Genomic DNA, 26,337 nt, shown 5'->3' on the forward strand with positions numbered 1-26,337 from the left:
CTGTCACGAACCGACGCGCCGACGGCCGCGAAATAATCGCGTGCCTCGGGAATAACTCCTCAATGGCTCCGTTGTAGGGTTGTCACGCTATTCTCCCGCCTGCGGTGCGAAGCGTCGCAAGCCTCTGAATTTCAAAGGAGCGAAGAATGAACACGAAAAATATCCTTGCAGCAGGAACGGCCGCAATCGCCCTGCTCTCCGGCACGGTAGTCGCCCAAACGCGGCCGGTCGCGCAAAGCACGAGTTCCGACACAAGCACGAGCGAGACGGACCAGAGCACCGACTCGTCGGTTGACCGCGACGGGTCGGATCGAAGCGCCGACGCCAGCACACCTGATACCGATCGCAGCGAAGACGAGAGCCGGGACGCATCAGGCTTTGATTCCAGTTCGGACGCGAGCGGTCCGGGCTTCGACACGAGCACCGACGTGAGTGTCGATTTCGACGATGACGATGACGACGACGATGACGACGATGACATGGATGACGACGACAACGAAGACGACGGCGACAACGATGCCGCCGACGATATGAGCGATGCTGCGGAAGACGCAGCCGATGCGGCTGAAGACGCCGCAGACGAGGCCGAAGACGCTGCGGATGAAGCGGCTGACGATGCCGAGGACGCCGCCGACGAAGCCGAGGACGCTGCGGATGAAGCGGCTGACGATGCCGAGGAAGCTGCTGAAGATGCCGAGGACGACGGCGACGACGGCTAATTCATCCAGCACGAGAATGTGGACGGTGCGCCTATATTCGGGCGCGCCGTCCTTCGCATTAGTAAGGGGCAAATCAATGCGTAGAATTTCCAGTTTGATTATCGGGACCATGGTGGTGACCGCCACCCCAGCCATGGCCCAGGACGTGTCGCTCGAAATCGAGGTTGGCGCGCTTTACGATAGCCATCTGACCTTTGAAGAAGCGGACGCCGAGCAGCAGCAGGGGGATGTCGGCGCGCGCCTGCGCGCCGATGTAAAGGTGGTTCCGGTGGACACGAAGTCGTTTGAGCTCGATTTTCGCTACACGTTCGACCAGACGCTCTATGCGGACTTCGACGAATTCGACATCCAGTCCCACCGCCTGGGGACCGGGGTGCAAACTCGTATTGGCGGAGCGCGCCTAAGCCTGGATTATGATTTCAGGCATATTCGCCTAGGCGGTGACGCTCTCTACGACGAGCATTCAGTCACGCCGAGCCTTGCCGGCTTTGTCGCCAAGGATGTTTATGCTCGCGCCTTCTATAAATATTCGGACAAGAACTTCGACATCCTTGAACGACGCGACGCGGATGGCCATACGGTTGGCACGAGCGTGATGCGCTTCTTTAGCGGCCGACGCGGCTTCGTATCCGGTTCGGTGCAGTATGAAACGCAGGATGCGGCAGACCCCGCTCTCGACTTCGAAGGCTATCAGCTCGGCGTCAACGCTCGGGTTCCTTTGAGCAGTGCTCGACTGGGTCCGCGCGCCAAATTCGGATATAGTTATCGCGATCGCGATTATGACAATGTGACGCCGTCGCTTGGAGAACGGCGCACCGAGACGCGGTCACGCTTCGATGCCGGCCTTGAACTGCCATTAAACCGCCAGTTTCGCCTGGAAGGCGACTACCGCTATACCAATCGAAACTCCAATTTCGCGCCGTCCGACTATAATGAGCATCGGGTGGCGGTCTCGGTAGTCTTCGAACTTTGATCGTGGCTGGGCAGATGTGACGCGATCACGTCCGCCCAGATAAACTGTGCGGAAGTGCCGGATTGGGGAGGGATCTCCAAACCGGCACCCTGCCTTGATCTGCGCGATGCGTTGGCTGCTGCAACGGCTGCTCAGCGTGTCCTGCGATCGGACCTCCAACTCCGACGAGGAGGATAGGATGGACCAGCCTGATCCTTCCCATTCGGATAGTGATCGACGGTTGGACGGCGTTCCTGATGCCGTTTTGCCAGATCGACGAATGACAGATCGCCAGCGCAGTATCTGCCGGATCGCGCGGGTTGAGCAAGAATCCGGCGCCGGAATCTGGCGCGTTGAAAACATTTCCAACGAGGGGGTGTTGCTTGTCTCAACCGCTCCAATGGTGGTGGTTGGCGAGACGATCAGAATGGTGCTTTCGGAAAGCGTTAACCTCGTGGGCCGGATCGTCTGGTCCGATGCTGGCCGCTGTGGTGTAGCACTCTCCAGGCCAATGGACGCGGCAGCGGTTCTGCGCACACTGGCGGCCGAACACCGTGCCGAACGCCATCGTGCCTTCGGGCCTTCTGCCGGGGTCGAAGCCATTCTTGCTTTGCCGGAGGGGGCAAAGCCTATTGATCTTCTCAACATATCCCAGTGGGGGGCAGACTTTGTCTATGGTGGGATCCTTGAGCCAGAAATGGAGCTCAAGCTGCTGCTGCCGGGCGATGATATAGCGCGAAGCGCATTTGTCCGCTGGGTGTTCGGCAATCGCGGCGGCGTCTGGTTTACCCGGTCACTTGAGCTGTCCCTTCTCGAACGTATTAAGCATTTGCGCGACTAACCTGATTGCTCCCTCTCTCGGCGATGGTCGCGGACATCGTGGATGGCGCAGTGGCGAAACTTTTATTCTCTTGGCTGCTGCGGGACGAGGGATCGGCATATCGTGCCGATTGCCCGCGAGATATTGTGTCGTCAGTGTCCGATTCTTGAAATTCGGGACCCCGTCGTTCGCCGCCTCGGAAATGGGTTTGGGTCCCGTTTCTCCGTTCGTGAGCCGAAGAGCTCGCAACAAGCTTTCGGACCAATGAATATGCGATTTGAAGGCCATTCAGATTGAAGTGGCTATTCCCTGATCTATCGCCCCATCCGCGGGGTTTTGGAGTAAAGATCATGATGAGATACGCGCTTGGCCTTGCCATCGTCACCGCCGCCTTTGGCAGTTCCCCTGCGACAGCCAATCCGGGCCGCGATTATTGGGAAGATCGGCATGAGGAGGCACGTGAGTGGGAGGAGGAACGTCGCGAGGAGCGTCGCGAATGGGATGAAGAACGGCGTGAAGCATGGCATGATCGCGAGCGCGACCGGCGCGAAGTTGAACGCGAGTATAGGGAGGAGCGTGGCGACTACCGACGCGATCGACGTTCGGATTATCGGGATTGGCGCCAATACAGGTCCTATGACTGGAATCGTTACGAGCCAGGCAATCGCGGCTACTTCGCGGATCGATACTATCGCGACGGGCAATACTATCGTCCTTACCGCCTGAACCGCTCGCACCGGATTTATCGCGGCGGTGATGGCCGATACTATTGCCGACGCAACGACGGAACGACCGGCCTTATTGTCGGCGCTGCAATCGGTGGCTTACTCGGCAACGAGATCGCTCGCGGAAGGTCCAAAACGATCGGTGCGATCGTCGGCGCAGGAGCTGGTGCGGTGCTGGGCCGAGAAGTTGCGCGCGGGCGTGTGACCTGTCGCTAGCGCACCGAGGCGGGTAATCGCTGCCAGCGAAACGGCTGCAAGATTAGGCACGATCGGAAGACGAATCTTGTATGCCGGCGTAGAAGTAATCTCCCTCAAGATCGGCTGAGAAACAGCCGCAGTGGTCGGTGCCAAAATAATCTGAGCCTGCACCCAGCAGGCTCAGATTGCTATCCTCAACGAACTATAACAATGGTGTGCCCGCGAACCTGAGGCCGACGACGTTATCGTCCAGTTGGCATCTATAGCGCCAAACATAGCGGCAAAGAGCGCACGCTCTTTGCCGAAATTCGCAAGAAATTCTGAGGATAATCGCATGAGAAAGGCGTGGCGGGAATGAAACACATGATCCGCCACGGCCTTTCCGTATCGATAGCCGCGCTTTTGCTCGCGTCTGGGTCAGCACATGCCGTCGACACCGCCGCATCGGCGGTTCCGGTCGCCGCGCCGGCAAAGGCGGGATGCGCAAACGGTCAGGTGCGGCTCGACACTAATTTTCCGACCGCCGCCGCGGCGCGTTGCGAAACGCTGGGCAAGCACGAACTGGCTGTGACGCTGACGCCCGAAGATGCGCCGCCGATCAATTGCAGCGCCTGGTATGCCTTTCGCCTGACCCCCCAACCTGGGGTAAAGCGCGGCCAGCGGGTCACGATCACGCTGAACTATACTGCCTGCGGGCATCGCTATTGGCCAAAAGTCAGCGAAGACGGGGTGCGTTGGACGCACCTGCCCGCCAAAGACGTGACTTTATTCGAAAACAACGGGATCAAGCAGGCGCAGCTGCGGATCCAGATGGGCGCTGGGCCGCTGTTTGTCGCCGGGCAGGAAATCATTGCTCCTTCGACCAACGATCATTGGCTCGCCGAAAAGGCTCGCCATCCTGACGCCCGCCTCTCCATTCTGGGCCGGTCCGCCGAGGGCCGCAGCATCCAACAACTCACCATCACGTCCGCCCCGACGCCGCCGCGCGAACAGGTGGTACTGGTCGGCCGCCAGCATCCCCCGGAAATCACCGGTGCGCAGGCGATGCTGGCCTTTGTAGATACAATCCTGTCGGATGAGCCGATCGCGACAGCTTATCGGGCGCGCTTTTCCACGATCGTCGTGCCGATGCTCAATCCCGATGGCGTAGCGCGAGGGCATTGGCGTCACGCCATCGGCGGGCTCGACCTAAATCGCGACTGGGGTCCATTCACCCAGGCTGAGACCCGGTTGATCCAGGGTTTGCTTAAAGAAATTGCCGACGATCCGGCCCGGACGCTGCGGCTCTTCCTTGATTTTCATTCGACCCGCAAAGATGTCTTTTACACTTTGCCGGACGCCACGATTACCGATCCGCCCCGCTTCGCTGCCGATTGGCTGGCGCGCTATCAGGACCGAATGCCCGGCTATCACGTCGAACGCGATTCCAGCCATAATCCTGGACTGCCAACCGCCAAATCATGGGTCTATGAAACCTATGGTGTCCCCACCGCGACGTTTGAAATCGGTGATGACACCGACCGGGCACTCATCGCAAGAATTGGACGAGAGTCGGCGCTGGCGATGATGGAAACGATGCTCGCGACGCCCGCACCTTGACTTCGCTATCGGAGGCATTCACGACCACAGGCATTCAATCACCATCCCGCACAACGAGCGCCCGGACATCCAGGCGAAGCGCCAAGGTCACCTGCTCGCCGATCGCCGGAGGTTTACCCGGCAGTTGAATGGTGAAGTGCTGGTCCGCCGCAAAAGCTTCGACGATATAAAGGTGCCCAGCGAAGCGGGTCGCCGAGACCGTCGCAGCAACGCCCGCCGGGCTTCGAACAATCGCATCAGGCCGGACAGCAAGCTTTGCGGCGCCGTCTGGAATGGCATCGGCTTGGACGGCACCGAGCGCAGTATCGGCAATCCCGTTCGTCACGACGGCATCGATCACCGCGACATCGCCAAGCAGCCGCGCCGCCGCGATTGATACGGGCTGATGGTAACAATCCTCAGGCCGGCCGGTCTGGACGATGCGGCCCGCGGCCATCAGGATCAGATTGTCGGCGATCATCATCGCCTCTTCGGGATCGTGGGTGACGATCAGGACGCTCGTGCCCGCCGCGCGAATATCAGCGAGGAGCGCATCGCGCACTGCGCCGCGCAGATGGCCGTCCAGACCCGAAAAAGGCTCATCGAGCAGCAGAAGCGACGGTTCGCGCGCCAGCGCGCGCGCGATCGCCACGCGCTGTTGCTCGCCGCCCGACAGCATATGCGGCCAGGCGTCCGCGAGATGGGCGATGTGGAAGCGGTCGAGTAGCGCCGCGACGCGGGCGCGGCGGGCGTCGGCGGCCATGGCGGCGAGGCCGAAGCCGACATTGGCGCTGACATTGAGGTGCGGGAATAGCGCATTGTCCTGAAACACCAGCCCGACGCCGCGATGTTCGGGCGCCGCGGTCGTCCCTGGTACAGCGACGGCGTGCCCGCGGATACGGATTTCGCCGGCATCGACGGGTTCCAGCCCCGCGATCAGGCGCAGCAAGGTGCTTTTTCCGCAGCCTGACGGGCCGAGCAGGCAGGTTATCCCGCCAGACGGCAAGGCGAAGGACGCGCCGTCGACCGCGGTGCGGCCGGGATAATCGCGCACGACATCGCGCAGTTCGAGAACGGGATCATCGGTCACGATAAGGTGCCTAGTCGCCGGGCCGCGCGGTCGCAATGCGGCGTGTCAGCCAGATGACGGCGGGCAGCGACAGCGCGACGATCAGTAGCGACGGCAGGCCCGCCTGTCCCAGCCGTTCGTCGAGCGCATAATTGTTCGCGATCACCGCGAGCGTGTCGAAATCGAACGGGCGCAGGATCAGCGTCGCCGGCAGTTCTTTCAGAACATCAATGAAGATGATCAGCAGCGCAGTCAGCAGCGCGCCGCGCGCGACTGGCAGATCGACCGCGAACGCCGCGCCTGCCTCGCCGCGCCCCAGCGTGCGCGCGGCATGGCGCATCGACGGCGTGACACGTGCCAGCCCCGCATCGATCGGTTCGAGCGCGGCGGCCATCAGCCGCGCCGCATAGGCAAGGACGAGCAGCACGATCGCAACGGCTGTGCCTGATCCTGGCGCGAGGTTCCAGATCAGCCCGGCAGGCGCGAGCAAGCCGATCGCCATCACAGCGCCGGGCGTTGCATAGCCGAGGCTGGCGATCCGGGCCGCGATCGGCAGGCGCCGCGTCCCGAGCGCCAGCATCGTTGCAAGCGCGACCGTGACCAAGGCTCCGGCGAAGCCGAGCAACAGACTGTTGCGCGTCGCCGCGACGAGCCGCGCCCAATCGGGCGTCGTCTGCGCGAGGTTCCAGATCAGCCACCCGACAGGGAGCAGCAATCCCGCCGTCAGCAGCGACAGGCAAAAGCCGAAGGCGAGCCAGCGCCGCACCCCGGCGAGCGGCTGCACATCGATTGTTCGCCAGCGCGCCTTGCCCGTTTCGTGCGTCGCGCCCCGGCGGCTGGCGCGCTCGATCCACAGCAGCAGCGCCGCCGCGGCCAGCAAAGGCAGCGCGAACCGTGCCGCGCTGACCGTCGAGCCATAGACCGACCAGGCGCGCACGATGCCGGTGGTCAACGTCTGGACGCTGAGGAACTGGACCGCGCCATAATCGGCGAGCGTTTCCATCACCGCCAGCGCGACCCCCGCGGCGAGCGCGGGCCGAACCATCGGCAGCGCCACGCGCCACAGTGCGTGCCGGCCGCCGCAGCCGAGCATCCGCGCCGCCTCCAGCACATTCACTGACTGGTTCAAGAAAGCAGCGCGCATCGCGAGATAGACATAGGGATAAAAAGCCGCCGACAGGATGAAGGCGGCGCCGCCGATGCTGCGCATTTCGAACGGCAGATCGTGTCCCGTCGTGTCGCGCAGCCAGATGCGCAGCGATCCCGCGACATCGAACAGATCGGCATAGCCATAGGCCAGCGCAAAGGCCGGGGTCGCAAGCGGCAGCGCCAACGCCCAGGCGAACACACCGCGGCCGGGAAAGCGATGCATCACCACCAGCCAGGCCGCGGTCGTCCCCGTCACTGCCGTGAAACAACCCACAAGCAGCGCCAGCCACGCCGAGGTCAGCGCGTAGCGCGCGATGTCGCGGCCCGCGATGTCGGCGGTGTCGGTCCCGAATGCGGCGAGCAGCACACCGATCAGCGGCAAAGCCACCGCCAGCCCCGCCAGCGCGGCGAGGCTGGCAAGTGGTGACGGGACAGAGAGGCGAAGGGCGGCGGCCGTCGTCAGCGCCAGCCCGCCGCGCTCATCAACGACTGCGCCGCCGGCTGCCGCGCCGCAAAGGCGGCGACGCTCATTGGGTTGGCGGTGAAGTTGGCATAGGCATCGACGGGCGGCGGGGCCGGGACGTCGGGCGAGGCAGGATATTCGTTATTGTTTGCCGAAATATGCTTTTGCGAATCCGTCGAGGCGAAAAATTCGAGCAGCTTGACGGCATTGGCCTGGTTCGGCGCGTTCTTCGCCACGCCGCCACCCGAGATGTTCACATGCGCACCCTTGCCATCCAGGCTCGGGAAGCCGAGTTTGACCTTGTCGGTTACTGCCCGGTCCTGAGCATCGTCGCCGGTCGCCAATCGGATGTAATAATAGCTGTTGGTGATCGCGACTTCGCACACCCCTGCAGCAACGGCGCGGATCTGGTCGCGGTCGCCTCCTTCGGGCGGCCGCGCCATGTTAGCGACGATGCCCTTGACCCATTCGCCCGCCCGGTCGGGACCCCATGCCTCGATCAGCGCGCCGACGAGCGAGAGGTTATACACGCTGTCCGATGACCGGACGCAGATTTTCCCCTTGAAGCGCGGCCCGGCGAGCTTGGCATAATCGTCGATTTCTTCGGGCTTCACCTTGGCCGCGTCATAGGCGACGACGCGGGCCCGGCGCATGAAGCCATACCAGTTGCCGCCTGGTTCGCGCAGGTTGGCAGGGATGCGTGCCGTCAGCGTTTCGGAAACCGTCGGCTGGAAGAGGCCCGCCTGCTGCGCGCGCCACAGTGCGCCCGCATCGGCGGTGATGAACAAATCGGCGGGGCTGTTCGCGCCCTCGCTCTTCATCCGCGCGACCAGCTCGTCGGCCTTGCCCTCGATGCGGTTGATCCTGATGCCGGTTTCCTTGGTAAACCGCTCATAAAGAGCCTGGTCGCTGTCATAATGGCGCGCGGTGTATAGATTGACCTCCTGCGTGCCCGCGGTCTTCTCGCCGCCCGAACAGCCGCCCAGCGCCATAGCGCCGCTTGTTGCCGCCAAAATCCATAAATTCCGCACGATCGATCTTTCTCTGGAGGATGGGCCTTAGGCCTATCATTATTGAGAACCGCTCGCAATATATCTCGTGTGCGATGCGTTATCTTTCATTCGCGGCGCAATCGGCGCGTTGCAAATGATAGTGATTGTCATTAGTGGGCACGTCGATTCGAATCGAAAGGATGACCGGCCCGATGCCGACCAGAATGAGTGTTAGCTGCTGCGCGTTGCTGATCGCGGGATTGTCGAGCCCGACGGCCATGGCCGAAACCGCCGCCGTAGTTGACGCGGGATCGGGGCAGATCATCGATAGTATCGTGGTGACGGGATCAAAGTCGGACACGCTTGACATCGGCGGCTCGGTACAGCGGCTCGACACCGCCGACCTCCAGCGCTTTTCCTATGGCGACATCAACCGCGTGCTGCGTCAGATTCCGGGCGTCTATCTTCAGGAAGAGGAAGGTTTCGGCCTGCGCCCTAACATCGGCATCCGTGGATCGGGTACCGACCGCAACGGCCGGATCACGGTGATGGAAGACGGGGTGCTGATCGCCCCCGCACCCTATTCGGCCCCCGCTGCCTATTATTTCCCGCGCCCCGCGCGGATCGCCGCGGTTGAGGTGGCCAAGGGCCCGGCCGCAATCAAATATGGCCCGATGACAGTCGGCGGTGCGCTGAACCTGTTTTCGACGCCGATCCCCGACGTTGCGGCGGGAACGCTGGCGGGCAAGGCCGAATTGCTGATCGGCAACCATGACGGCAGGCGGGCGCATGGCTGGGCTGGCGGCTGGGCGTCCCTGGGCGCCGGTATGGAAATCGGCGCGCTTGCCGAAGGACTGTATGAGCATTCGAGCGGCTTCAAGACGCTCGACATCGGTGGCGATACCGGGTTCGAGATTACCGACTGGACCTTGAAACTGGGTCTGCGGAGCGTCGACGGCCGGCACGCGCTCGAGTTCAAATACCAGAACTACGACGAGACCAGCAACGAAACCTATCTGGGTCTGACGCTCGCCGAGTTCGCCGTGTCGCCGAACCGCCGCTATAACGGCAGTCAGGTCGACGTGATGGACGTCGCGCACACGACCTATCAGTTTAGCCACCGGTTCGACATCACGCCGAACATCAATCTGACCACGGTCGCCTATCGCACCGACACGGCGCGCGCCTGGTACAAGCTCAACGACGTTCGCAACAGCGCGAACACCGGCTGGGTGACGATCGGCAGCGTGCTCGACAATCCCGTTGCCAATCCGTTGCAAATGGCCGATCTGATTGGCGCCAACGGCTTTACCGGACGGGCGGGTGCGCTGCGCGTGCGCAACAACAACCGCGTCTATCAGGCAACTGGCGTGCAGAGCGTGCTCACGGCCCGGTTCGGCACCGGCGGCGTCGCCCACACACTCGAACTTTCGGCGCGCTACCACGAGGATGACGAGGATCGTTTGCAGCAGGACGACCGTTACCAGATGGTCAACTCTCGCATGATGCTGACGACGGCGGGCGCGCCCGGCGGCCAGGACAATCGCATCGGCGACGCCAAGGCCTGGGCCTTTTTTATCCGCGACACGATCGACGCGGGCAACGTCACGATTGTTCCCGGCCTGCGCTACGAAGCGATCGACCTTCGGCAAACGCGTTGGGCCTTGACCGATCCTGCACGATCGGGCGCGACAACCGTTGCAAAGTCGAACGTCGATGTGTTCATTCCGGGGATCTCGGCGACGTGGCGCCCGGCCGAGAATGTGCGGATCGTCGCGGGCGCGCATCGCGGGTTCGCAAGCCCCGGCCCTGGATCAACGATCGATCCTGAAACGTCGTGGAATTACGAGGCGGGGGTCAAGCTCGGCAATGAGGCTTGGCGCACTGAAGTCATCGGCTTTTTTAACGATTATACGAATCTGGTCGGCACCTGCACCGCCTCGACCGGTGGCGATTGCAACATCGGCGACCAGTTCGCGGGCGGCGAAGTAGATGTCAAAGGCGTCGAAATCACTGCCGGGCGGACGTTCGGGCGCATTGCGAACGACGGCTTCGAGTTGCCGGTGTCGCTCGCCTACACTGTCACCGACGCCCAGTTCAAAACCAGCTTCGCTAGCGGTTACGAGCCGTGGGGGACGGTGACCGCGGGCGACCGGCTGCCCTATCTGCCGCGCCATCAGATGACGGTGAACGCTGGCCTGGCGCTCAAGGCTGCGCGGCTGAACGCGACGCTGAACTGGGTCGGCAAGGCGCGCGCCACCGCCGGTCGCGGCGCGATCGTGCCCGCGGACCGCATCGACGACCGCGTGCTGATCGATTTGTCCGCCGAAGTCGATCTGCTGCCCAAAGTCTCACTGTTCGGTTCGGTCCAGAATCTGTTCGACGTAACCTATAATGCCGCTTTCTCTCCCGCAGGCGCCCGCCCCGGAGCGCCGCGACTGGCGCTCGGCGGCATCCGCGCGCGCTTCTGACGCCGCACAAAGTCACCGCGCCGGTCGTTTCCGGAAACAAGGACAGGGTGAGGGCGATACTGCCTCCTTCCTGTCCTTGCATCGATGTTTGCAACGGTGTCGATAGTGACGATCCGCGGGCGGCACGACCGCCGCACGAGGGCGAGGCTGAGCGATGGGAAAAAGGCAGGCGCGCCCGATGCCGATTGGCTATGCGTAACCGTGCGTTCGTTGGGTGCGGCGCACCGCGCTGGAATCACAACGCCCGGGCCTCGTTTTCGAGACCCGGGCGCGTGTGACGAACACTCGCCATCCCCTTTTGTTGCAAGCCTGGCGAAAGGCTTGCACTCCCCGGAACCGGGCCTTGGGGCCGCTTGATCCAGAAGTCATCGGGCTAGGCGCAAGGGGGCAGTTTGTCACCCTGTGCAAGCCGTTCGGCGGCGCTTTTGGCCCCTGCTGTGGCCGATGGGCAACATATTCTGCGACTGGCTCGCAAAAGACGCGCATGCCAGTGGCCATTGCCAGCGGTGCGGGCTCTGCTTAAAGCGACCGCATGCGTGTCATCTTAATTGCGCTGCAAAGGCCCATCACCCCATGATTCTGCGTCCTTACGAACGCACCATCTTCAAACGCTATATGCTTCCGCAGCGCGGCGAAGGATTCATCTTTATTGCGGCGGCGTTCAGCTTTGTCGCCGTCACGCTGGGCGTCGCGGCGCTGGTGATCGTGATGAGCGTGATGAACGGGGTGCGCGCCGACCTGTTCGACAAGATCGTCGGGCTGAACGGCCATGCGGTGGTGCAGGGGTTCGGTGGGCGGCTCGACGACTGGCGCGAGGTGCTGAAACAGGCGAAAGCGACGCCCGATGTGGTGTCGGCGACGCCGTTGATCGAACAGCCTTTGCTCGCCACCTTCAATGGCCGCGTCGAGGGCATATTGGTGCGCGGCATGACGGTGCCCGACATTCGCAACAACCAGACGCTGGGCGGCAAGGTGTTGCAGGGCAATCTGAACACGTTGACCGCCAATGCCGGTAATGTGGCGATCGGTAGCGAACTCGCGCGCAACATCGGCGCGACGGTCGGGTCGAATTTGACGATCATCAATCCGCAGGGGCGACCGACGCCGTTCGGGACGGTGCCGCGCGAGATCAGTTACCGGGTGACCGCGGTGTTCGAGATCGGGGTCTATGATTTCGACAAGATGTATGTCGTGATGCCGATGGAGGATGCGCAGCTGTTACTGCTCAGCGGCGATCAGGTCGGGATGATCGAGGTCAAGGTCACCGACCCCGACAAGGTTGGCGAGATACTCGCGCCGCTGAAGGAAAAGGTCGCGGCGCAGGCGGTGGTGTCCGACTGGCGGCAGATGAACAGCAGCCTGTTCGAGGCGCTGTCGATCGAGCGGGTGGCGATGTTCGTCATCCTGTCGCTGATCGTGCTGGTCGCCGCTTTCAACATCGTGTCTTCACTAATCATGCTTGTGCGCGCCAAGACGCGCGACATGGCGATCCTACGCACGATGGGAGCGCCCCGTGATGCCGTGCTGCGCATCTTCATGGCGATCGGGCTGTCGATCGGGATTGCGGGGACGCTGATGGGAATGGCGCTCGGCTTCGGCCTGCTCTATTTCCGGCAGGGTGTGCTGCGCGGGGTCGAGTTTCTGACCGGCCAGCCGCTCTGGGATCCGTCGATCCGCTTCCTGACCGAATTGCCGTCGAAGCCCGATCCGTTCGAAGTCGCGGGGATTGCGTTGATGGCGGTGGTGTTCAGCTTCCTCGCGACGCTCTATCCCGCGTTCAAGGCGGCGAATACCGATCCGGTGCAGGTGCTGCGTTATGAGTGACATGATCCTCGAGCTGACCGCGCTCAGGCGCAGTTTCACGCAGGGCGATGTGACGATCGACGTGCTGCGCGGGGTCGATGCGCATCTGAAACGCGGCGAGATCGTTGCGCTGCTCGGGCCGTCGGGATCGGGCAAGTCGACGATGTTGCAGGCCGTCGGGCTGCTCGAAGGCGGGTTCGACGGAACGATCCGCATCGATGGCGCCGACGTGACGCAATATGATCAGAGCGAGCGAACCAAGACGCGGCGGGAGAAGATCGGCTTCGTCTATCAGTTCCACCACCTGCTGCCCGATTTCAACGCGATCGAGAATGTCGTGTTGCCGCAGCTGATCCGCGGGACCGCGCAGGCCGACGCCGAGGAACGCGCGGCGGAGCTGCTCGGGCGACTGGGGCTGGGTGAGCGATTGCAGCACAAGCCGAGCAAGCTGTCGGGCGGCGAACAGCAGCGCGTCGCGGTGGCGCGGGCGTTGGCGAACCGGCCGATGCTGGTGCTGGCGGACGAGCCGACGGGCAATCTGGACGAGGCGACCGCCGACCGAGTGTTCGACCAGTTCGTGTCGCTGGTGCGCGATCATGGCTCGGCGGCGTTGGTGGCGACGCACAACGAACGGCTGGCGGCGCGGATGGACCGCGTGCTGCGCTTGCATGACGGGCGGATTGAAGCGTAGGCTGCATTCGCAGGGGGTGAGCGCATGATCCGGTACAGGCTGTTTTTGCTGATTGCGCTGACATGGGTGGTGGCTCAACCGGGGCAAGCCCAGTCACCGCCACCGCCACCGCCGCCTATTCCGATGCCGTCGTCGCCGGCGCCACCACCGCCTCCCATCCTGCTGCCACCGTCGCCGCCGCCCGTATCGGCGCCCGTCGCGCCGCCGCTGGTTCAATCGGCTTGCACGGCGCCCGACTATCGCGCCTTCGACTTTTGGGTCGGGGAGTGGGATGTCTATGCGAATGGAAGCAGTGCGCAGGTGGCGACGAGCAGCATCGAGGCGATGTTCGCGGGCTGTGCGATCCGCGAGACGTGGCAACCGCTGAAGGGCGGCGGCGGCGGGTCGTTCAGCCATTTTGACGCCGAACGTCGCCGCTGGCGGCAGGCGTGGGTCGACAGCAGCGGCGCACGGGTCGATTTCGACGGCGGACCCGCGAACGGCAAGATGGTGCTGACCGGTCATTGGGCGAATGTCGTCGCCAATGGGCAGGACGGGCTGATCCGCATGACATATAGCAAGCAGCCCGACGGGTCGGTGCGCCAGCATGGCGAGCAATCGACCGATCACGGCCTGACATGGGCAACCAGTTTCGATTTCATCTACAGACCGCGCCAAGCGGGGGAGAAAAGACCATGAGCCTTTATGATTTTTCGGCGCCGCTGCCCGGTGGGGCGATGCATTCGATGGCGGATTATCGCGGCAAGGTGCTGCTGATCGTCAATACCGCGTCCAAATGCGGTTTTACCCCGCAATATGAAGGGCTGGAGGAGCTGTATCGGGACTACAAGGATCGCGGGTTCGAGGTGCTGGCTTTCCCATGCAATCAGTTCGGCGCGCAGGAGCCGGGTGACGCAAGCGAGATCGCGAATTTCTGTTCGCTTACCTATGATGTCAGCTTTCCGGTGATGGCGAAGATCGAGGTCAACGGCGATGACGCCGATCCGATATTCAAGCATCTGAAGCAGGAAAAGACCGGGCTGCTGGGCAGCGGGATAAAGTGGAATTTCACAAAGTTTCTGGTCGGGCGCGACGGCAAAGTGGTGTCGCGGCATGCGCCGACGACGAAGCCAGAGCAGCTCAGGAAAGAGATTGAAGAATTGTTGGGGTAGATCCCAATAGCTCGTCATTGCGAGCGCAGCGAAGCAATCTAGGGCGGTTTACGCAGGCCATGGTTTGCCGCGTCGCCTTCGGCTTCTCGCAATGACGATTTTGTGAATCGAAGCCATGGTCGAATCATCTGGGCGGCGCTAGCGTCCCCGCCATGGCCTACAGCCCCTTTGTCCCCCTGCGCGTCTTTTCCAGCTACACGATGCTCGAAGGGGCGATCGAGCCGAAGGCGATTGCCAAGGCGGCTCGCGAGCGCGGGTTTCCGGCGATCGCGATCTGCGACCGCAACGGGCTGTACGGCGCGATGGCGTTTGGCGATGCGTGCAAGGCGGCGGGGGTGCAGCCGATCGTCGGGGCGCTGCTCAGCGTCGCGCGGCCGGGGCAGCGGCTGGCGAACGGCGCGCCGCAGATCGACTGGTTGGCGCTCTATGCGCAGGACGAGACGGGATATGGTAATCTGTGCGCGCTGGTGTCGCACGCGCATCTGGGCCGCCCGGTCGAGATGGACCCGCACGTCACGCTGGCGGACATGGCGGGGCGGACCAACGGGCTGATCTGCCTGACCGCGGGCGGCGAGGGCGCGCTGACGCGCTTGCTGGCGGGCGAGCAGGCAGTCGCGGCGAATGATTATATCGAGCAGTTGGAGGCGCTGTTCGCCGGGCGGCTCTATATCGAACTTTCGCGCCGCGGCGACGCTGCCGAGATCGCCGCTGAAAAGGTGCTGATCGACCTGGCCTATGCGCGCGCGCTGCCGCTGGTGGCGACGAACCCGGCGAGCTTTGTCGAACCGCAATTCCACCCCGCGCACGACGCCATGCTCTGTATCGCGCAATCGGCCTATGTCGAAAGCACCGACCGCCGCGTGAGCAGTCCCGAGGCGTGGCTGAAGCCCGCCGAGGCGATGGAGGATGCGTTTTCGGACCTGCCCGAGGCGATGCGCAACAGCCTGGTCGTCGCGCAGCGCTGCGCGTTCATGGCGCCGAACCGCGCCCCGATCCTGCCGAGCCTCGCGGGTGATCGCGAGGCCGAGGCGGCGCAGCTGGCGCGCGACGCGCGTGAAGGGCTTGACGCGCGGCTGGCGCTCTATGCCGAGCTGTCGGACGAGGAGCGCCAGACCTATATCGACCGGCTCGATTTTGAGGTCGGGGTGATCACCCAGATGGGCTTCCCCGGCTACTTCCTGATCGTGGCCGACTTCATAAAATGGGCGAAGGCGCAGGATATTCCGGTCGGGCCGGGGCGCGGTTCGGGCGCGGGTTCGGTGGTCGCGTGGGCGCTGACGATCACCGATCTCGATCCGCTCAAGCTGGGGTTGCTGTTCGAACGCTTCCTCAACCCCGAGCGCGTGTCGATGCCCGACTTCGACATCGATTTCTGCGAAACGCGGCGCGGCGAAGTCATTCGCTATGTGCAGGAAAAATATGGCCGCGACACCGTCGCGCAGATCATCACCTTTGGTAAGCTGAAAGCGCGCGCGGTGCTGAAGGACACCGGGCGCGTGCTCCAGATGAGCTATGGCCAAGTCGACCGGCTGGCGAAGCTGGTGCCGAACCATCCGACCGATCCGTGGACGCTTGAGCGCGCATTGAACGGCGTGTCCGAGCTGATGACCGAATATAAGCAGGACGACGGGGTGCGCCGCCTGTTCGACATGGCGCGCCAGTTGGAAGGCCTGCCACGGCATAGTTCGACACACGCCGCCGGGGTGGTGATCGGCGACCGCCCGCTCGACCAGTTGGTGCCACTCTATCGCGACCCGCGCTCGGACATGCCGGTGACGCAGTTCGACATGAAATATGTCGAGAGCGCTGGGCTGGTGAAGTTCGACTTTCTCGGGCTCAAGACGCTGTCGGTGCTGAAAGAGGCGCGGCGCCTGCTCGCGCTGCGCGGCATCGACGTCGATCTCGATACGCTCGCGTGGGAAGATCCGGCGGTCTATGAACTGCTCCAGCGCGGTGAGACGGTCGGGGTGTTCCAGCTGGAATCCGAAGGGATGCGGCGCACGCTGTCGGCGGTGAAACCGACCAATTTCGGCGACATCATCGCGCTCGTTGCGCTCTATCGCCCCGGACCGATGGACAATATCCCGCTGTTCGGGGCGCGCAAGAACGGGCGCGAGGCGATCGCCTATCCGCACCCGCTGCTCGAGGGCATTCTCGCCGAAACCTATGGCATCTTTGTCTATCAGGAACAGGTGATGCAGGCGGCGCAGATCCTCGCCGGTTACAGCCTCGGCGGCGCCGACCTGCTGCGCCGCGCGATGGGCAAGAAGGTCCAGGCAGAGATGGACGCGCAGCGCGACACCTTTGTCAAAGGCTGCGGCGAGCATAACCAGATTGCGCCGAAGGCGGCGAATGAGCTGTTCGATTTGATCGACAAGTTCGCGGGCTATGGTTTCAACAAGAGCCACGCTGCCGCCTACGCATTGCTGTCGTATCAGACGGCCTGGCTGAAAGCGCATTATCCGCACGAATTCTTCGCCGCGTCGATGTCGTTCGACAGCCATCAGACCGACAAATTGTCGATCTTTATTGACGACATGCGCCGGTCGGGTGTCGTGGTGGCCCCTCCGTCGATCAACGAAAGCGAGGCCGATTTTTCGGTTGGGCAGAGCGGCGACGAGCTGACGGTGCGCTTTGCGCTCGGCGCGCTGAAGGGGGTCGGCGAGCGGGCGATGGAGGCGCTGGTCGCCGAGCGGCAGGCGAAGGGCGATTTTGCCAGCCTCGACGATTTCGCCAGCCGGATCGATCCGAAACTCCTCAACCGGCGCCAGATCGAGGCGCTGGCGGGGGCGGGGGCGTTCGACAGTATCGAGCCCAATCGCCCGCGTGCCTACGCCGGGGCCGAAAGCCTGCTCGCCTGCGCTAATAGCTCGGCGCACGAGCGGTCGACCGGACAGGGCGGCTTGTTTGGGGGGGACATAGATGTCGCGCCGGTGCTGCAATTGCCGACCGCCGAACCGTGGACACTCGCCGAGCGAATGACGCGCGAAAAAGAGGCGTTCGGATTCTACTTCTCGTCGCATCCGGTCGAGCAATATGAGGCGATCGTCGCGGCGCGCGGGGCGCGAACTTACGGCGACATCTGTTCGCAGGTCGAAATGACGCCGGGGACGCGGATCCCGATGATGATGGCGGGGATGGTCGAAAACGCCAAGGCGCGGGTGTCGCAGCGCGGCAACCGGTTCCTGAATTTGACGCTGTCGGACCGCAGCGGCCAGTTCCAGTCGAGTTGTTTCGACGAACAGACATGCAAGCTACTGGAAACACTGGCGGTCGATGGCGGCTGCGCGATCCTGTCGGTCGAGCTCGACCTGCTCGAAGGCGAAGAAACGCCGCGCGTTACGGTGCGCGGGGCGCAGCCGCTGGCGGAGATTGCGGCGACCGCGGCGCTGGAGCTGACGTGCCGCGTGGCGCTGCCCGAGGCGATCGCCGACATGGCGCGGCTGCTGGAAAAGCGCGACGATGCGCGCGGCAAGGTGATCGTCGTGGCCGCCGACCCCGACACCGGCGGCGAAATCAGGATATGCCTGGGCCGCCGCTTCGCGCTTGGCCCCGATGTCGTGTCGCGTCTCGAAACGGTGGCCGGGATCAGCGAAACCGCGCTGTCGCTGGTGGCGCCGCGCGATTTTCGGGTGCGCTGATCCCGCTTCACGCTTGCGCAAAGCGCCGTCCTCGCCTTATCCCTTGGGGAAACAAGAGAGGAATGCCCAAATGTCCGGAATGCAGAGCCAGCCGCTGCTGGTCACCAGCCTGATCGACCATGCCGCGCGCGAACATGCGGGGCGCGAAATCGTCTCGCGCTGGGCCGATGGCAGTTTGACGCGATCGAACTGGGGCGAGGTCGGGCAGGACGCGCGGCGGTTCGCTGCGGCGATGGTCAGGCTGGGCATGATCAAGGGAGACCGCATTGCGACGCTGGCGATGAACCATGGCCATCATCTGGTCAGCTGGTACGGCAGCGCGGGCCTGGGCGGCGTGCTGCATACGGTAAACCCGCGGCTGTTCGACGAGCAGCTGGTCTATATCATCAACCATGCCGAGGACCGCGTGCTGCTGTTCGACGCGATGTTCCTGCCGATCGTCGAGCGGCTGCGCAGCCAGTTGCCGACGGTCGAGCATTTCATCCTGTTCGATGCGCCGGCGCAGGACGGCTATTTGTCGTACAGTGACCTGATCGACGCCGAGGATGGCAGCTTCGAATGGGTGGACCTCGACGAGCGCGATCCGGTCGGGCTGTGCTACACCAGCGGGACAACCGGCAATCCCAAGGGGGTGCTATACGAACATCGCTCGAACGTCATCCACGCGATTACCGAGATTCAGCCCGACGTGTTCGACATGTCGAACCGCAGCGTGATCCTGCCGATCGTGCCGATGTTCCATGCCAACAGCTGGGGCATCCCCTTTGCCGCGGCGACGGTGGGGGCGAAGCTGGTGTTTTCGGCGACCAACGACGCGGCGGTGCTATGCGACCTCATGCATAGCGAAGGCGTGACGCACAGCGCCGGGGTGCCGACGGTGTGGATCGCGATGTTCGCGCATATGGACGCGACGGGCATCGACTATGGCAAGCTGCACCGCGTCATCATCGGCGGATCGGCTTGCCCGCGGGCGATGATCGAACGCTTTATGAAGGCGGGGATCGACGTCGGCCATGCGTGGGGGATGACCGAGACCAGCCCGATCGGGACGATGGGCAAGCGGCCGTGGAACTGGGACGAGATGAGTTTCGACGAGCGCGTCGATGTGGTGGCGCGGCAAGGCTGTCCGCCGTTCGGGGTCGAGCTGCGCATCGTTGACGATGAAGGCAATGAATTGCCGCGCGACGGCGTGACGAGCGGGCGGCTGCAATGTCGCGGGCCATGGATCATTCAGCGTTATTTCCGGGCCGACAGCGATGCCGCGGATGCCGACGGCTGGTTCGATACGGGCGACGTGTCGGTGATCCACCCCGATGGCGTCATGCAAATCACCGACCGGGCGAAGGATGTGATCAAGTCGGGCGGCGAATGGATTTCGTCAATCGAACTGGAAAATGCCGCGGTGGGTGCGCCGGGGGTGCAGGAAGCCGCGGCGGTCGGGGTTTATCACCCGAAGTGGGACGAGCGGCCTATCCTGCTGATCGTGAAGAAACCGGGGGCCGAGGTGAGCGAGGCGAGCATCGTCGAATATCTGCAGGACAAGATCGCCAAATGGTGGCTGCCTGACGAGATCGTGTTTGTTGACGAGTTGCCGCATACGGCGACGGGGAAGATTTTGAAGCGGCAGATCCGGGACGACTATAAGGATTATAGGCTGAAGTCGCTGGCCGAGGCATAATTGCCTGCAATCTCTCGTCATTGAGCGAAGCGTAGCAATCTAGGGACGGCGTCAACCGCTCTGGATTGCTTCGCTTCGCTCGCAATGACAGATTGTGCATTGGGCGACGGTTTGGATTCAAAACAGTTCCATCTGACCATCCCGCTCGGGTGGTTTGAAAAAATCGGAGCGCAGCGGCGGAAAGCTGCGATCCATGCCCTGCTCCCGCGCAGCGCGTTTCACGCGGGTGCGGATCAAGTTGGCCCAGACGCCCTGGCCCTTCATGCGGGTGAAGAATCCGGAGTCATTGTCGCGGCCGCCGCGGATGTCCTGCACCATGTGCATCACCTTGTCGGCGCGGTCGGGATAGTGCGCGGCGAGCCACGCGCGGAACAAGGGCGCGACTTCGTAGGGCAGGCGCATCAGGATGTAGGAGGCGCGGATCGCGCCTGCTTGTGCAGCCGCGGCCATGATCGCTTCGATCTCGTGATCGGTGATCGCGGGGATGATCGGCGAGATATTGACCTGCGTCGGTACCCCGGCATCGATTAGCTGGCGGATCGCGGCAAGGCGGCGTTTGGGATGCGGGGCGCGCGGTTCGAGCGTGCGCGCGACTGCCGGGTCGAGCGTCGTGACCGAGATCGCGACGCCGACCAGATTGTCGCGCGCCATGTCGGCGAGCAGGTCGATGTCGCGGAGCAGCCGATCGGACTTGGTGGTGATGAGCAGCGGGTGGCGCGTCTCGGCGAGCACCTCAATCACCGAGCGTGTGATCCCCCATTCGCGCTCGATCGGCTGGTAACCATCGGTGTTGGTGCCGATCGCGAGCGGAGCAGGAGTGTAGCCGCGCTTTGCGAGTTCGGCGCGTAGTAGCTTGGCGGCGTCGGGCTTGGCGAACAGGCGGCTTTCGAAGTCGAGTCCGGGCGACAGGCGTGAAAAGCGTGGGTCGGACGCGCGTAACAATAGATGCAGCCATGCTCGCAGCCGCGATAGGGATTGATCGAGCGGTCGAAGCCGATGTCGGGTGAGGTGTTGCGCGCGATGATCGTTTTGGGATGTTCGACGGTGACGGTCGTCCGCAGCGGCATTGGGGCGTCGTCGATCAATTCGGCGGTGTCGAGCCAGTCGCCGTCGGGCTCACGGTCGAGCGATCCGGTGCGCGTCGGGCGCGGGTTGGAGGGAGCGCCGCGACCGGCGATTGGGGGGAGGGGTTTCGCGGGTTCCACCGAAAGAGTTTATCTGTTTAACGAGAACAAATAAAGAACAAATATCCGTCGCCCCCGCGAAGGCGGGGGCCGCCATCGGTCTAGTGGACGCCGATGGGTTGAACACTCTAGCGGCCCACGCCTTCGCGGGGGCGACGATTTTCCTGATTATTCCATCAACCGCGGCATCAGTTCCACAAAATTGCACGGCTTGTGACGGCTATCGAGCTGGGTTGCCAAAATGCCTTCCCACGCATCGGTGACCGCGCCGGTCGATCCCGGCAGCGCAAAGATATAGGTACCGCGCGCGACAACGGCGCACGCGCGCGACTGGATCGTCGAGGTACCAATTGTCTGATAGCTGAGCCAGCGGAACAGCTCGCCGAAGCCGGGTATGTTCTTGCCGTCGAGCCGGTGCAGCGCCTCGGGGGTCACGTCGCGGCCGGTCAGGCCGGTGCCGCCAGTGGTGATAACGACATCGACCTCGGGGTCGTCGATCCAGTTGTGGAGACGCGAGACGATCAGCGATGTCTCGTCTTTGATGATCGCGCGCGCGGCGAGGATGTGGCCTGCGGCGGTCAGGAGTTCTTCGAGCTTGTCGCCCGAGCGGTCTTCGGCAGCGCTGCGGCTGTCGGAAATCGTCAGCAACGCGATCCGGACCGGTTTGAAGGTCAGGCTTTCGTCAATCGGCATTGGCCAAGCCGCCCGCATAGGTCAGCCGGGTGCGGTCCTTGCCGTCGGGGAAGCGCGGCCATTTGCCCTGCGCCAGTGCGGCGCGGCTCACCGATGGCTTGCCCTGCTGCGCTTCGTACATCCAGTAATTGCGCAGCACGATTCCGACATAGCCGCGCGTTTCCCAATAGGGGATCGATTCCATGTAGAGCAAAGGATCGCCGTTATCGCGGATTTCGGACTGCCAGCGCGAGATCGGGGCGGGGCCGGCGTTGTATGCGGCAATCACCTTAGGCAGCTGGCCGCCGGTCGAGACGTCGCGGGCGAGATATTGCAGATAGCTTTGCCCCATGTCCATGTTGACCGCGGGGATGCGCAGATCGGCGGTGTCGATGCTGTCGCCTCGCCAGCGTGCGACATCGCGCGCGGTGCCGGGGCGGACCTGCATCAAACCATAGGCGCCTGCTGGGCTGACGACGGTGCGCTGGAAGCGCGATTCCTGGAGCGTGTGGGCGAAGACGAGCGCCGGATCGACCTTCCATCCACCATTCGGTTCCCATTTGGGCTGCGGATAGCGGGCCTGCGCGGCAGGCTTGCGGCCCTGAGGGGTGTTGTGGGCGAGATAGAGCTGGGTTTCGGGAAGGCTGAGCGCGCCCGCCATGGCAAGCAGTTGCTCATGTTGCCGCGAATCACCGATCCGTGCCTGATGGCGCAGCACGGCGTCGGCATATATATCCTCGCCGATTTCGGATAGCGCCATGGCGGTACGGACGTTGGGCAGTTTTTCGAGCGCGCGCCATGTGCTGCGATCGGCGCGGATCAGCTCGCGCTGGCTGTTGGTCGCGACGCCGAGCGTTTCGACCGCGAGCATGCCGTAGAAAGTTTCTTCATTGGTGGCGGCGGCGCGAAGGCGCGACTGCACCGCGGCGGGCTGACCGGCGGCGATCGCGGCGCGGGCGGCCCAATAATAAGCCGCGGCGCGCAATTCGCTGTCGGGCGCTTCGCGCGACACGCGATCGAAGGCGACGAGCGCGGTGGGATAATCGTGCAGGCGCCATGCCGCGAGGCCCTGCACCCACGCGCCTTGTGTCGCCCAGCTGCTGCGGCCCGAAGTGCAGGCCATTGCCACGCGCAGCGCGTTCGCATCGTCGTTTTCGATATAATAGGACCAGGCGACCTTTTGGCTCCATTCGTCGCGAGCTTCGGGAGTCAGCCGGTCGGCCACCGCGTTGAGCAAGGCTTCGGCGCCCGCAGGGTCATCGTTCTTGATGCGCTCGGGGATAGTGCGGGTCAGCGCGGCGGCGACAGGATCACTGCTGACCGCATCGGCGCCAAGGCGGCGCGGGGCGCTGCCGGCCCAGGCGAGGCGGGCTTGCGAGGGGAGCGATGGCAGATCGGTGGCGCCGCGCTTGGTGGCGAGGCGACCAAGCTGTTCGGCCTGCGGCAGATAGGGAGAGCGCGAAAGGATCGGCAGGATGTCGGCGACTTCGGCGCGCGGGCTGTTGGCGGCAGTCAGCAGTTCGGCGCGCAGGAAATCGGTGAGCGGGCCATTGTCTGCGCTATCGAGCAGCGCCTTGGCATCGGTCCAGCGCTGGCCGCGGATCGCGGTGAGCACCTGCGTATAAAGCTGTTTCTGTTTCGACGATAAAATGTCGGGCACGGTTTGCGGGGCCGCCGCGACATCGCGGCTGCTGGCATCGGCCGCCATGGCGGGCAGTGCCGAAGCGGCTGCCGCCAAAATCGCGCCGGAAAGAAAAGTCCTGGTCATCATGTTCATCTGTCAACGTCCCCGGTTGAGCAGTTTCAGGCTGTCCCATGCCGCCGCCTTTTGCGCGGGCCGGGCCAGGAGCATCGCAGGATGCGCCACAGCCACCGTCTCCACCTTGCCGCCATCTTGGTTAATATTCAGTATCTTCCCGCGTGTTTCGGGCAATTCGCTCGCCGCCGCCATCCGGACGATGTCGCTGCCAATCAGAAGCAGCCGTTCGGGGTTGGCGAGCCGGAGGTGATGCCAGAGCAGCCGGTCGAGTTCGGCGGCCTCGGCGCCGTCGCAGCGGCCGCCCGCGGGGCGCGTGACCGCGAGGCTGGCAACATAACAAACGTCGCGCGTCGTCCTGATGGCGCTGAGCATTGCGTCGAGCAACTGGCCCGCGGTGCCGCTGAACATGGCGCCGTCGCGCTGGTCGTCGATTTCGGGCCAGGCGGTGAGCAGCATGAGCGGGGCGTTCGTCTGGCCGACCGGCAAGATGCGGCGCGCGTCCCACTGGCTGCCCGGCACATCGTCGCTGGTCGCGAGCCAGTGCTGAAATTCGTCCCACGCATCGGGAAAGACGACCGGTCCCTTGGTTTCGACCGGTTGCGGTGCCTCCTGGCGCTGCAAAATGGCGGGTAGGGGCGCCGCTTCGGGTTCGGGGGCGATCGTCGGCTTGGGCCGCGGTGCCGCAGCGTCATTTGCCGGTAGCAGGACGAGCCAGCCCGCCGGGTCCTCACCAACGAGCGCATCGACGCCCGCCAACGACCACCAGTCGGTTATGCTTTCCGCCAGCAAGGCTGATTGTGACCCACCCATGTGATTTATCCAAACAGGCTGTTGACGGACACGTCAATTGGCGGGCATCGCATTTCGTGACAGAATGAGCGCCGCTTACGATGAACGATCGGCGCCGGGACGGCAGAAAGGGTAAGCCAAGTGAGCGAACGGGAATCGATGCCCTATGATGTGGTCATCGTCGGTGCTGGGCCGGCGGGACTTTCAGCGGCGATCCGCCTCAAACAATTGGCGAATGAAGCGGGCAGCGAGCTGTCGGTCTGTATCCTGGAAAAAGGGTCCGAGGTCGGCGCGCACATCCTGTCGGGCGCGGTGATCGATCCCAAGTCGCTCGACGAGTTGCTGCCTGACTGGCGGACGCAAGGCTGTCCCATGGCCGAGGTGCCGGTTAACGACAACCAGCATTGGGTGCTGACCAAGACCAAGAAGATCGGGGTGCCGCACATCATCACCCCAGGGTTCATGCACAACAAGGGCACGTACACGGGCAGTCTGGGCAATCTGTGCCGCTGGCTGGCCGAACAGGCCGAAGGATTGGGTGTCGAAATCTTCCCCGGCTTTCCCGCCGCGGAAATTCTCTACAATGACGATGGCTCGGTCAAAGGCGTCGCGACCGGCGACATGGGCGTCGCGCGCGACGGCAGCCATAAGGCGGATTATGCGCCGGGACTGGAACTCCACGCCAAATATACCTTCTTTGGCGAAGGCGTGCGCGGGCATCTGACCAAAATCCTGAAGCCGCAATTCGCGCTCGACGCCGATTGCGAGCCGCAGGTTTACGGGCTGGGCGTCAAGGAATTGTGGGACGTCAAGCCCGAGAACCATGCCGAGGGCCGGGTGATCCACACGCAGGGCTGGCCGCTCGACGAACATGCCAATGGTGGCGGCTTCCTCTATCATCAGGCGAACGGACAGGTCGCGCTGGGTTTCGTGACCTGGCTCAATTACCGCAATCCGCACATCTCCCCCTTCCAAGAGATGCAGAAGTGGAAGACGCATCCCGAGATCGCTAAGATTTTGAAGGGCGGCAAGCGCGTGTCCTATGGTGCGCGGGCGATCAGCGATGGCGGTTACCAGTCGGTGCCGAAGCTGGCGTTTCCGGGCGGCGCGCTGATCGGCGACAGCGCCGGTTTCCTGAATGTCCCGCGCATCAAGGGCACCCACACCGCGATGAAATCGGGGATGATGGCGGCCGAGGCGGCGTTTGCGGCGGTGACTGCGGGACGTGGCAGCGACACGCTGGACGCCTATCAGGCGGCCTATGACGACAGCTGGGTCAAGAAAGAGCTGAGCGTCGTGCGCAACGTGTTGCCGCTCGTCGAAAAATGGGGTGATCTGGGCGGGACGATCCTGTCGGGGATCACGATGTGGCTCGAAACGCTCAAGATCAAAGTCCCCTTCACGATGAAGCATCACCCGGACAATGAGAGCCTGTACCGCGCCGACATGATGCCGAAGCCCGATTATCCCAAGCCCGACGGGGTGCTGACGTTCGATCGGCTATCCTCGGTGTTCGTGTCGAACACCAACCATGAGGAAGACCAGCCGGTCCATCTGCAGCTGAAAGACCCGTCGATTCCGGTCGCCTATAACCTGCCGCTCTTTGACGAACCTGCGCAGCGCTATTGCCCGGCGGGGGTTTATGAGATTGTCGGCGAGGAAACGGGTGATCCCAAATTCGTGATCAACGCGCAGAATTGCGTCCATTGCAAGACGTGCGACATCAAGGATCCGACCCAGAATATCAACTGGGTCACCCCCGAAGGCGGCGGAGGCCCCAATTACCCGAATATGTAAGCTCGCGCGGGCGTTTCTGGCTGTCAGCGCGTTCGC

At 63.5% G+C, this 26,337-nt stretch carries 20 protein-coding genes and 1 pseudogene; 13 read left to right on the plus strand and 8 right to left on the minus strand.

The genetic code is table 11. The features are described 5' to 3' along the window. Positions 1 to 146: 146 nt before the first annotated feature. The 5 genes from CDQ92_RS14610 (at position 147) to CDQ92_RS14630 (ending at position 5,013) form a co-directional block, all read left to right on the plus strand. Positions 147 to 719 carry a hypothetical protein gene (locus CDQ92_RS14610; protein WP_088442069.1) on the plus strand — a complete coding sequence of 191 codons (573 nt, stop codon included), beginning with the start codon at positions 147 to 149 and terminating at the stop codon, positions 717 to 719. Between the two features lie 76 nt (positions 720 to 795). Next, positions 796 to 1,692: a surface lipoprotein assembly modifier gene (locus CDQ92_RS14615; protein ID WP_158213860.1), complete on the plus strand. Its 897-nt coding sequence runs from the start codon at positions 796 to 798 to the stop codon at positions 1,690 to 1,692. Positions 1,693 to 1,870: 178 nt separating this feature from the next. Next, positions 1,871 to 2,512, plus strand: coding sequence for a PilZ domain-containing protein (locus tag CDQ92_RS14620; protein WP_158213861.1), 642 nt, complete (start codon positions 1,871 to 1,873; stop codon positions 2,510 to 2,512). A gap of 272 nt (positions 2,513 to 2,784) precedes the next feature. Further along, positions 2,785 to 3,432, plus strand: coding sequence for a glycine zipper 2TM domain-containing protein (locus CDQ92_RS14625; RefSeq protein WP_237246129.1), 648 nt, complete (start codon positions 2,785 to 2,787; stop codon positions 3,430 to 3,432). A 336-nt stretch (positions 3,433 to 3,768) separates the two neighbouring features. Next, the gene (locus tag CDQ92_RS14630; protein ID WP_088442072.1) at positions 3,769 to 5,013 is read left to right on the plus strand and encodes a M14 family metallopeptidase; all 1,245 of its coding nucleotides are present in this window, start codon (positions 3,769 to 3,771) and stop codon (positions 5,011 to 5,013) included. 34 nt (positions 5,014 to 5,047) lie between these two features. Here the strand turns inward: CDQ92_RS14630 and CDQ92_RS14635 are convergent, their stop codons facing one another. The 4 genes from CDQ92_RS14635 to CDQ92_RS21300 form a co-directional block, all read right to left on the minus strand. Beyond that, positions 5,048 to 6,082 (minus strand): ABC transporter ATP-binding protein, encoded by a 1,035-nt coding sequence (locus CDQ92_RS14635; RefSeq protein WP_158213862.1) that lies wholly within the window; start codon positions 6,080 to 6,082, stop codon positions 5,048 to 5,050. 10 nt (positions 6,083 to 6,092) lie between these two features. Then, positions 6,093 to 7,598 (minus strand): ABC transporter permease, encoded by a 1,506-nt coding sequence (locus tag CDQ92_RS14640; RefSeq protein ID WP_088442074.1) that lies wholly within the window; start codon positions 7,596 to 7,598, stop codon positions 6,093 to 6,095. A gap of 71 nt (positions 7,599 to 7,669) precedes the next feature. Then, positions 7,670 to 8,704 carry an extracellular solute-binding protein gene (locus CDQ92_RS14645; RefSeq protein WP_201792064.1) on the minus strand — a complete coding sequence of 345 codons (1,035 nt, stop codon included), beginning with the start codon at positions 8,702 to 8,704 and terminating at the stop codon, positions 7,670 to 7,672. A gap of 79 nt (positions 8,705 to 8,783) precedes the next feature. Then, entirely contained in the window at positions 8,784 to 8,945 is a 162-nt protein-coding gene (locus CDQ92_RS21300) for a hypothetical protein (protein ID WP_162291074.1), read from the minus strand. Between CDQ92_RS21300 and CDQ92_RS14650 the strand changes: the two genes are divergently transcribed. The 7 genes from CDQ92_RS14650 (at position 8,944) to CDQ92_RS14680 (ending at position 20,100) form a co-directional block, all read left to right on the plus strand. After that, positions 8,944 to 11,136 carry a TonB-dependent receptor family protein gene (locus CDQ92_RS14650; protein WP_201792065.1) on the plus strand — a complete coding sequence of 731 codons (2,193 nt, stop codon included), beginning with the start codon at positions 8,944 to 8,946 and terminating at the stop codon, positions 11,134 to 11,136. The genes CDQ92_RS21300 and CDQ92_RS14650 overlap by 2 nt on opposite strands. A gap of 573 nt (positions 11,137 to 11,709) precedes the next feature. Beyond that, positions 11,710 to 12,960 carry a lipoprotein-releasing ABC transporter permease subunit gene (locus CDQ92_RS14655; RefSeq protein ID WP_088442076.1) on the plus strand — a complete coding sequence of 417 codons (1,251 nt, stop codon included), beginning with the start codon at positions 11,710 to 11,712 and terminating at the stop codon, positions 12,958 to 12,960. Next, entirely contained in the window at positions 12,953 to 13,630 is a 678-nt protein-coding gene (locus CDQ92_RS14660) for an ABC transporter ATP-binding protein (protein WP_088442077.1), read from the plus strand. The genes CDQ92_RS14655 and CDQ92_RS14660 overlap by 8 nt, the downstream gene beginning before the upstream one ends. Positions 13,631 to 13,654: 24 nt before the next feature. Next, on the plus strand, positions 13,655 to 14,308 hold the full coding sequence (locus CDQ92_RS14665; protein ID WP_229667365.1) for a hypothetical protein: 654 nt from the start codon (positions 13,655 to 13,657) through the stop codon (positions 14,306 to 14,308). After that, positions 14,305 to 14,781 carry a glutathione peroxidase gene (locus tag CDQ92_RS14670; protein WP_088442078.1) on the plus strand — a complete coding sequence of 159 codons (477 nt, stop codon included), beginning with the start codon at positions 14,305 to 14,307 and terminating at the stop codon, positions 14,779 to 14,781. The genes CDQ92_RS14665 and CDQ92_RS14670 overlap by 4 nt, the downstream gene beginning before the upstream one ends. Before the next feature lie 152 nt (positions 14,782 to 14,933). Then, entirely contained in the window at positions 14,934 to 18,422 is a 3,489-nt protein-coding gene (dnaE, locus tag CDQ92_RS14675) for a DNA polymerase III subunit alpha (protein WP_088442079.1), read from the plus strand. 79 nt (positions 18,423 to 18,501) lie between these two features. Then, positions 18,502 to 20,100: a long-chain fatty acid--CoA ligase gene (locus CDQ92_RS14680; RefSeq protein ID WP_088442080.1), complete on the plus strand. Its 1,599-nt coding sequence runs from the start codon at positions 18,502 to 18,504 to the stop codon at positions 20,098 to 20,100. A 117-nt stretch (positions 20,101 to 20,217) separates the two neighbouring features. On the opposite strand, the pseudogene CDQ92_RS14685 reads toward CDQ92_RS14680, so the two are convergent. The 4 genes and pseudogenes from CDQ92_RS14685 to CDQ92_RS14700 form a co-directional block, all read right to left on the minus strand. Beyond that, positions 20,218 to 21,305: pseudogene (locus tag CDQ92_RS14685) on the minus strand (PA0069 family radical SAM protein). 147 nt (positions 21,306 to 21,452) lie between these two features. Then, positions 21,453 to 21,977, minus strand: a complete 525-nt coding sequence (moaB, locus tag CDQ92_RS14690; RefSeq protein ID WP_088442081.1) for a molybdenum cofactor biosynthesis protein B — start codon at positions 21,975 to 21,977, stop codon at positions 21,453 to 21,455. Further along, complete coding sequence (locus tag CDQ92_RS14695; protein ID WP_088442082.1) at positions 21,967 to 23,733, minus strand: lytic transglycosylase domain-containing protein; 1,767 nt, start codon at positions 23,731 to 23,733, stop codon at positions 21,967 to 21,969. Before CDQ92_RS14695 ends, moaB begins: the two co-directional genes overlap by 11 nt. Before the next feature lie 3 nt (positions 23,734 to 23,736). Further along, positions 23,737 to 24,525: a uracil-DNA glycosylase family protein gene (locus CDQ92_RS14700; RefSeq protein WP_088442083.1), complete on the minus strand. Its 789-nt coding sequence runs from the start codon at positions 24,523 to 24,525 to the stop codon at positions 23,737 to 23,739. A gap of 120 nt (positions 24,526 to 24,645) precedes the next feature. On the opposite strand from CDQ92_RS14700, the gene CDQ92_RS14705 reads away from it, so the two are divergent. After that, positions 24,646 to 26,301: an electron transfer flavoprotein-ubiquinone oxidoreductase gene (locus CDQ92_RS14705; protein ID WP_088442084.1), complete on the plus strand. Its 1,656-nt coding sequence runs from the start codon at positions 24,646 to 24,648 to the stop codon at positions 26,299 to 26,301. The last annotated feature ends 36 nt before the right edge of the window (positions 26,302 to 26,337 follow it).

This window comes from Sphingopyxis bauzanensis (genome assembly GCF_002205675.1).
Lineage (GTDB): Bacteria > Pseudomonadota > Alphaproteobacteria > Sphingomonadales > Sphingomonadaceae > Sphingopyxis > Sphingopyxis bauzanensis.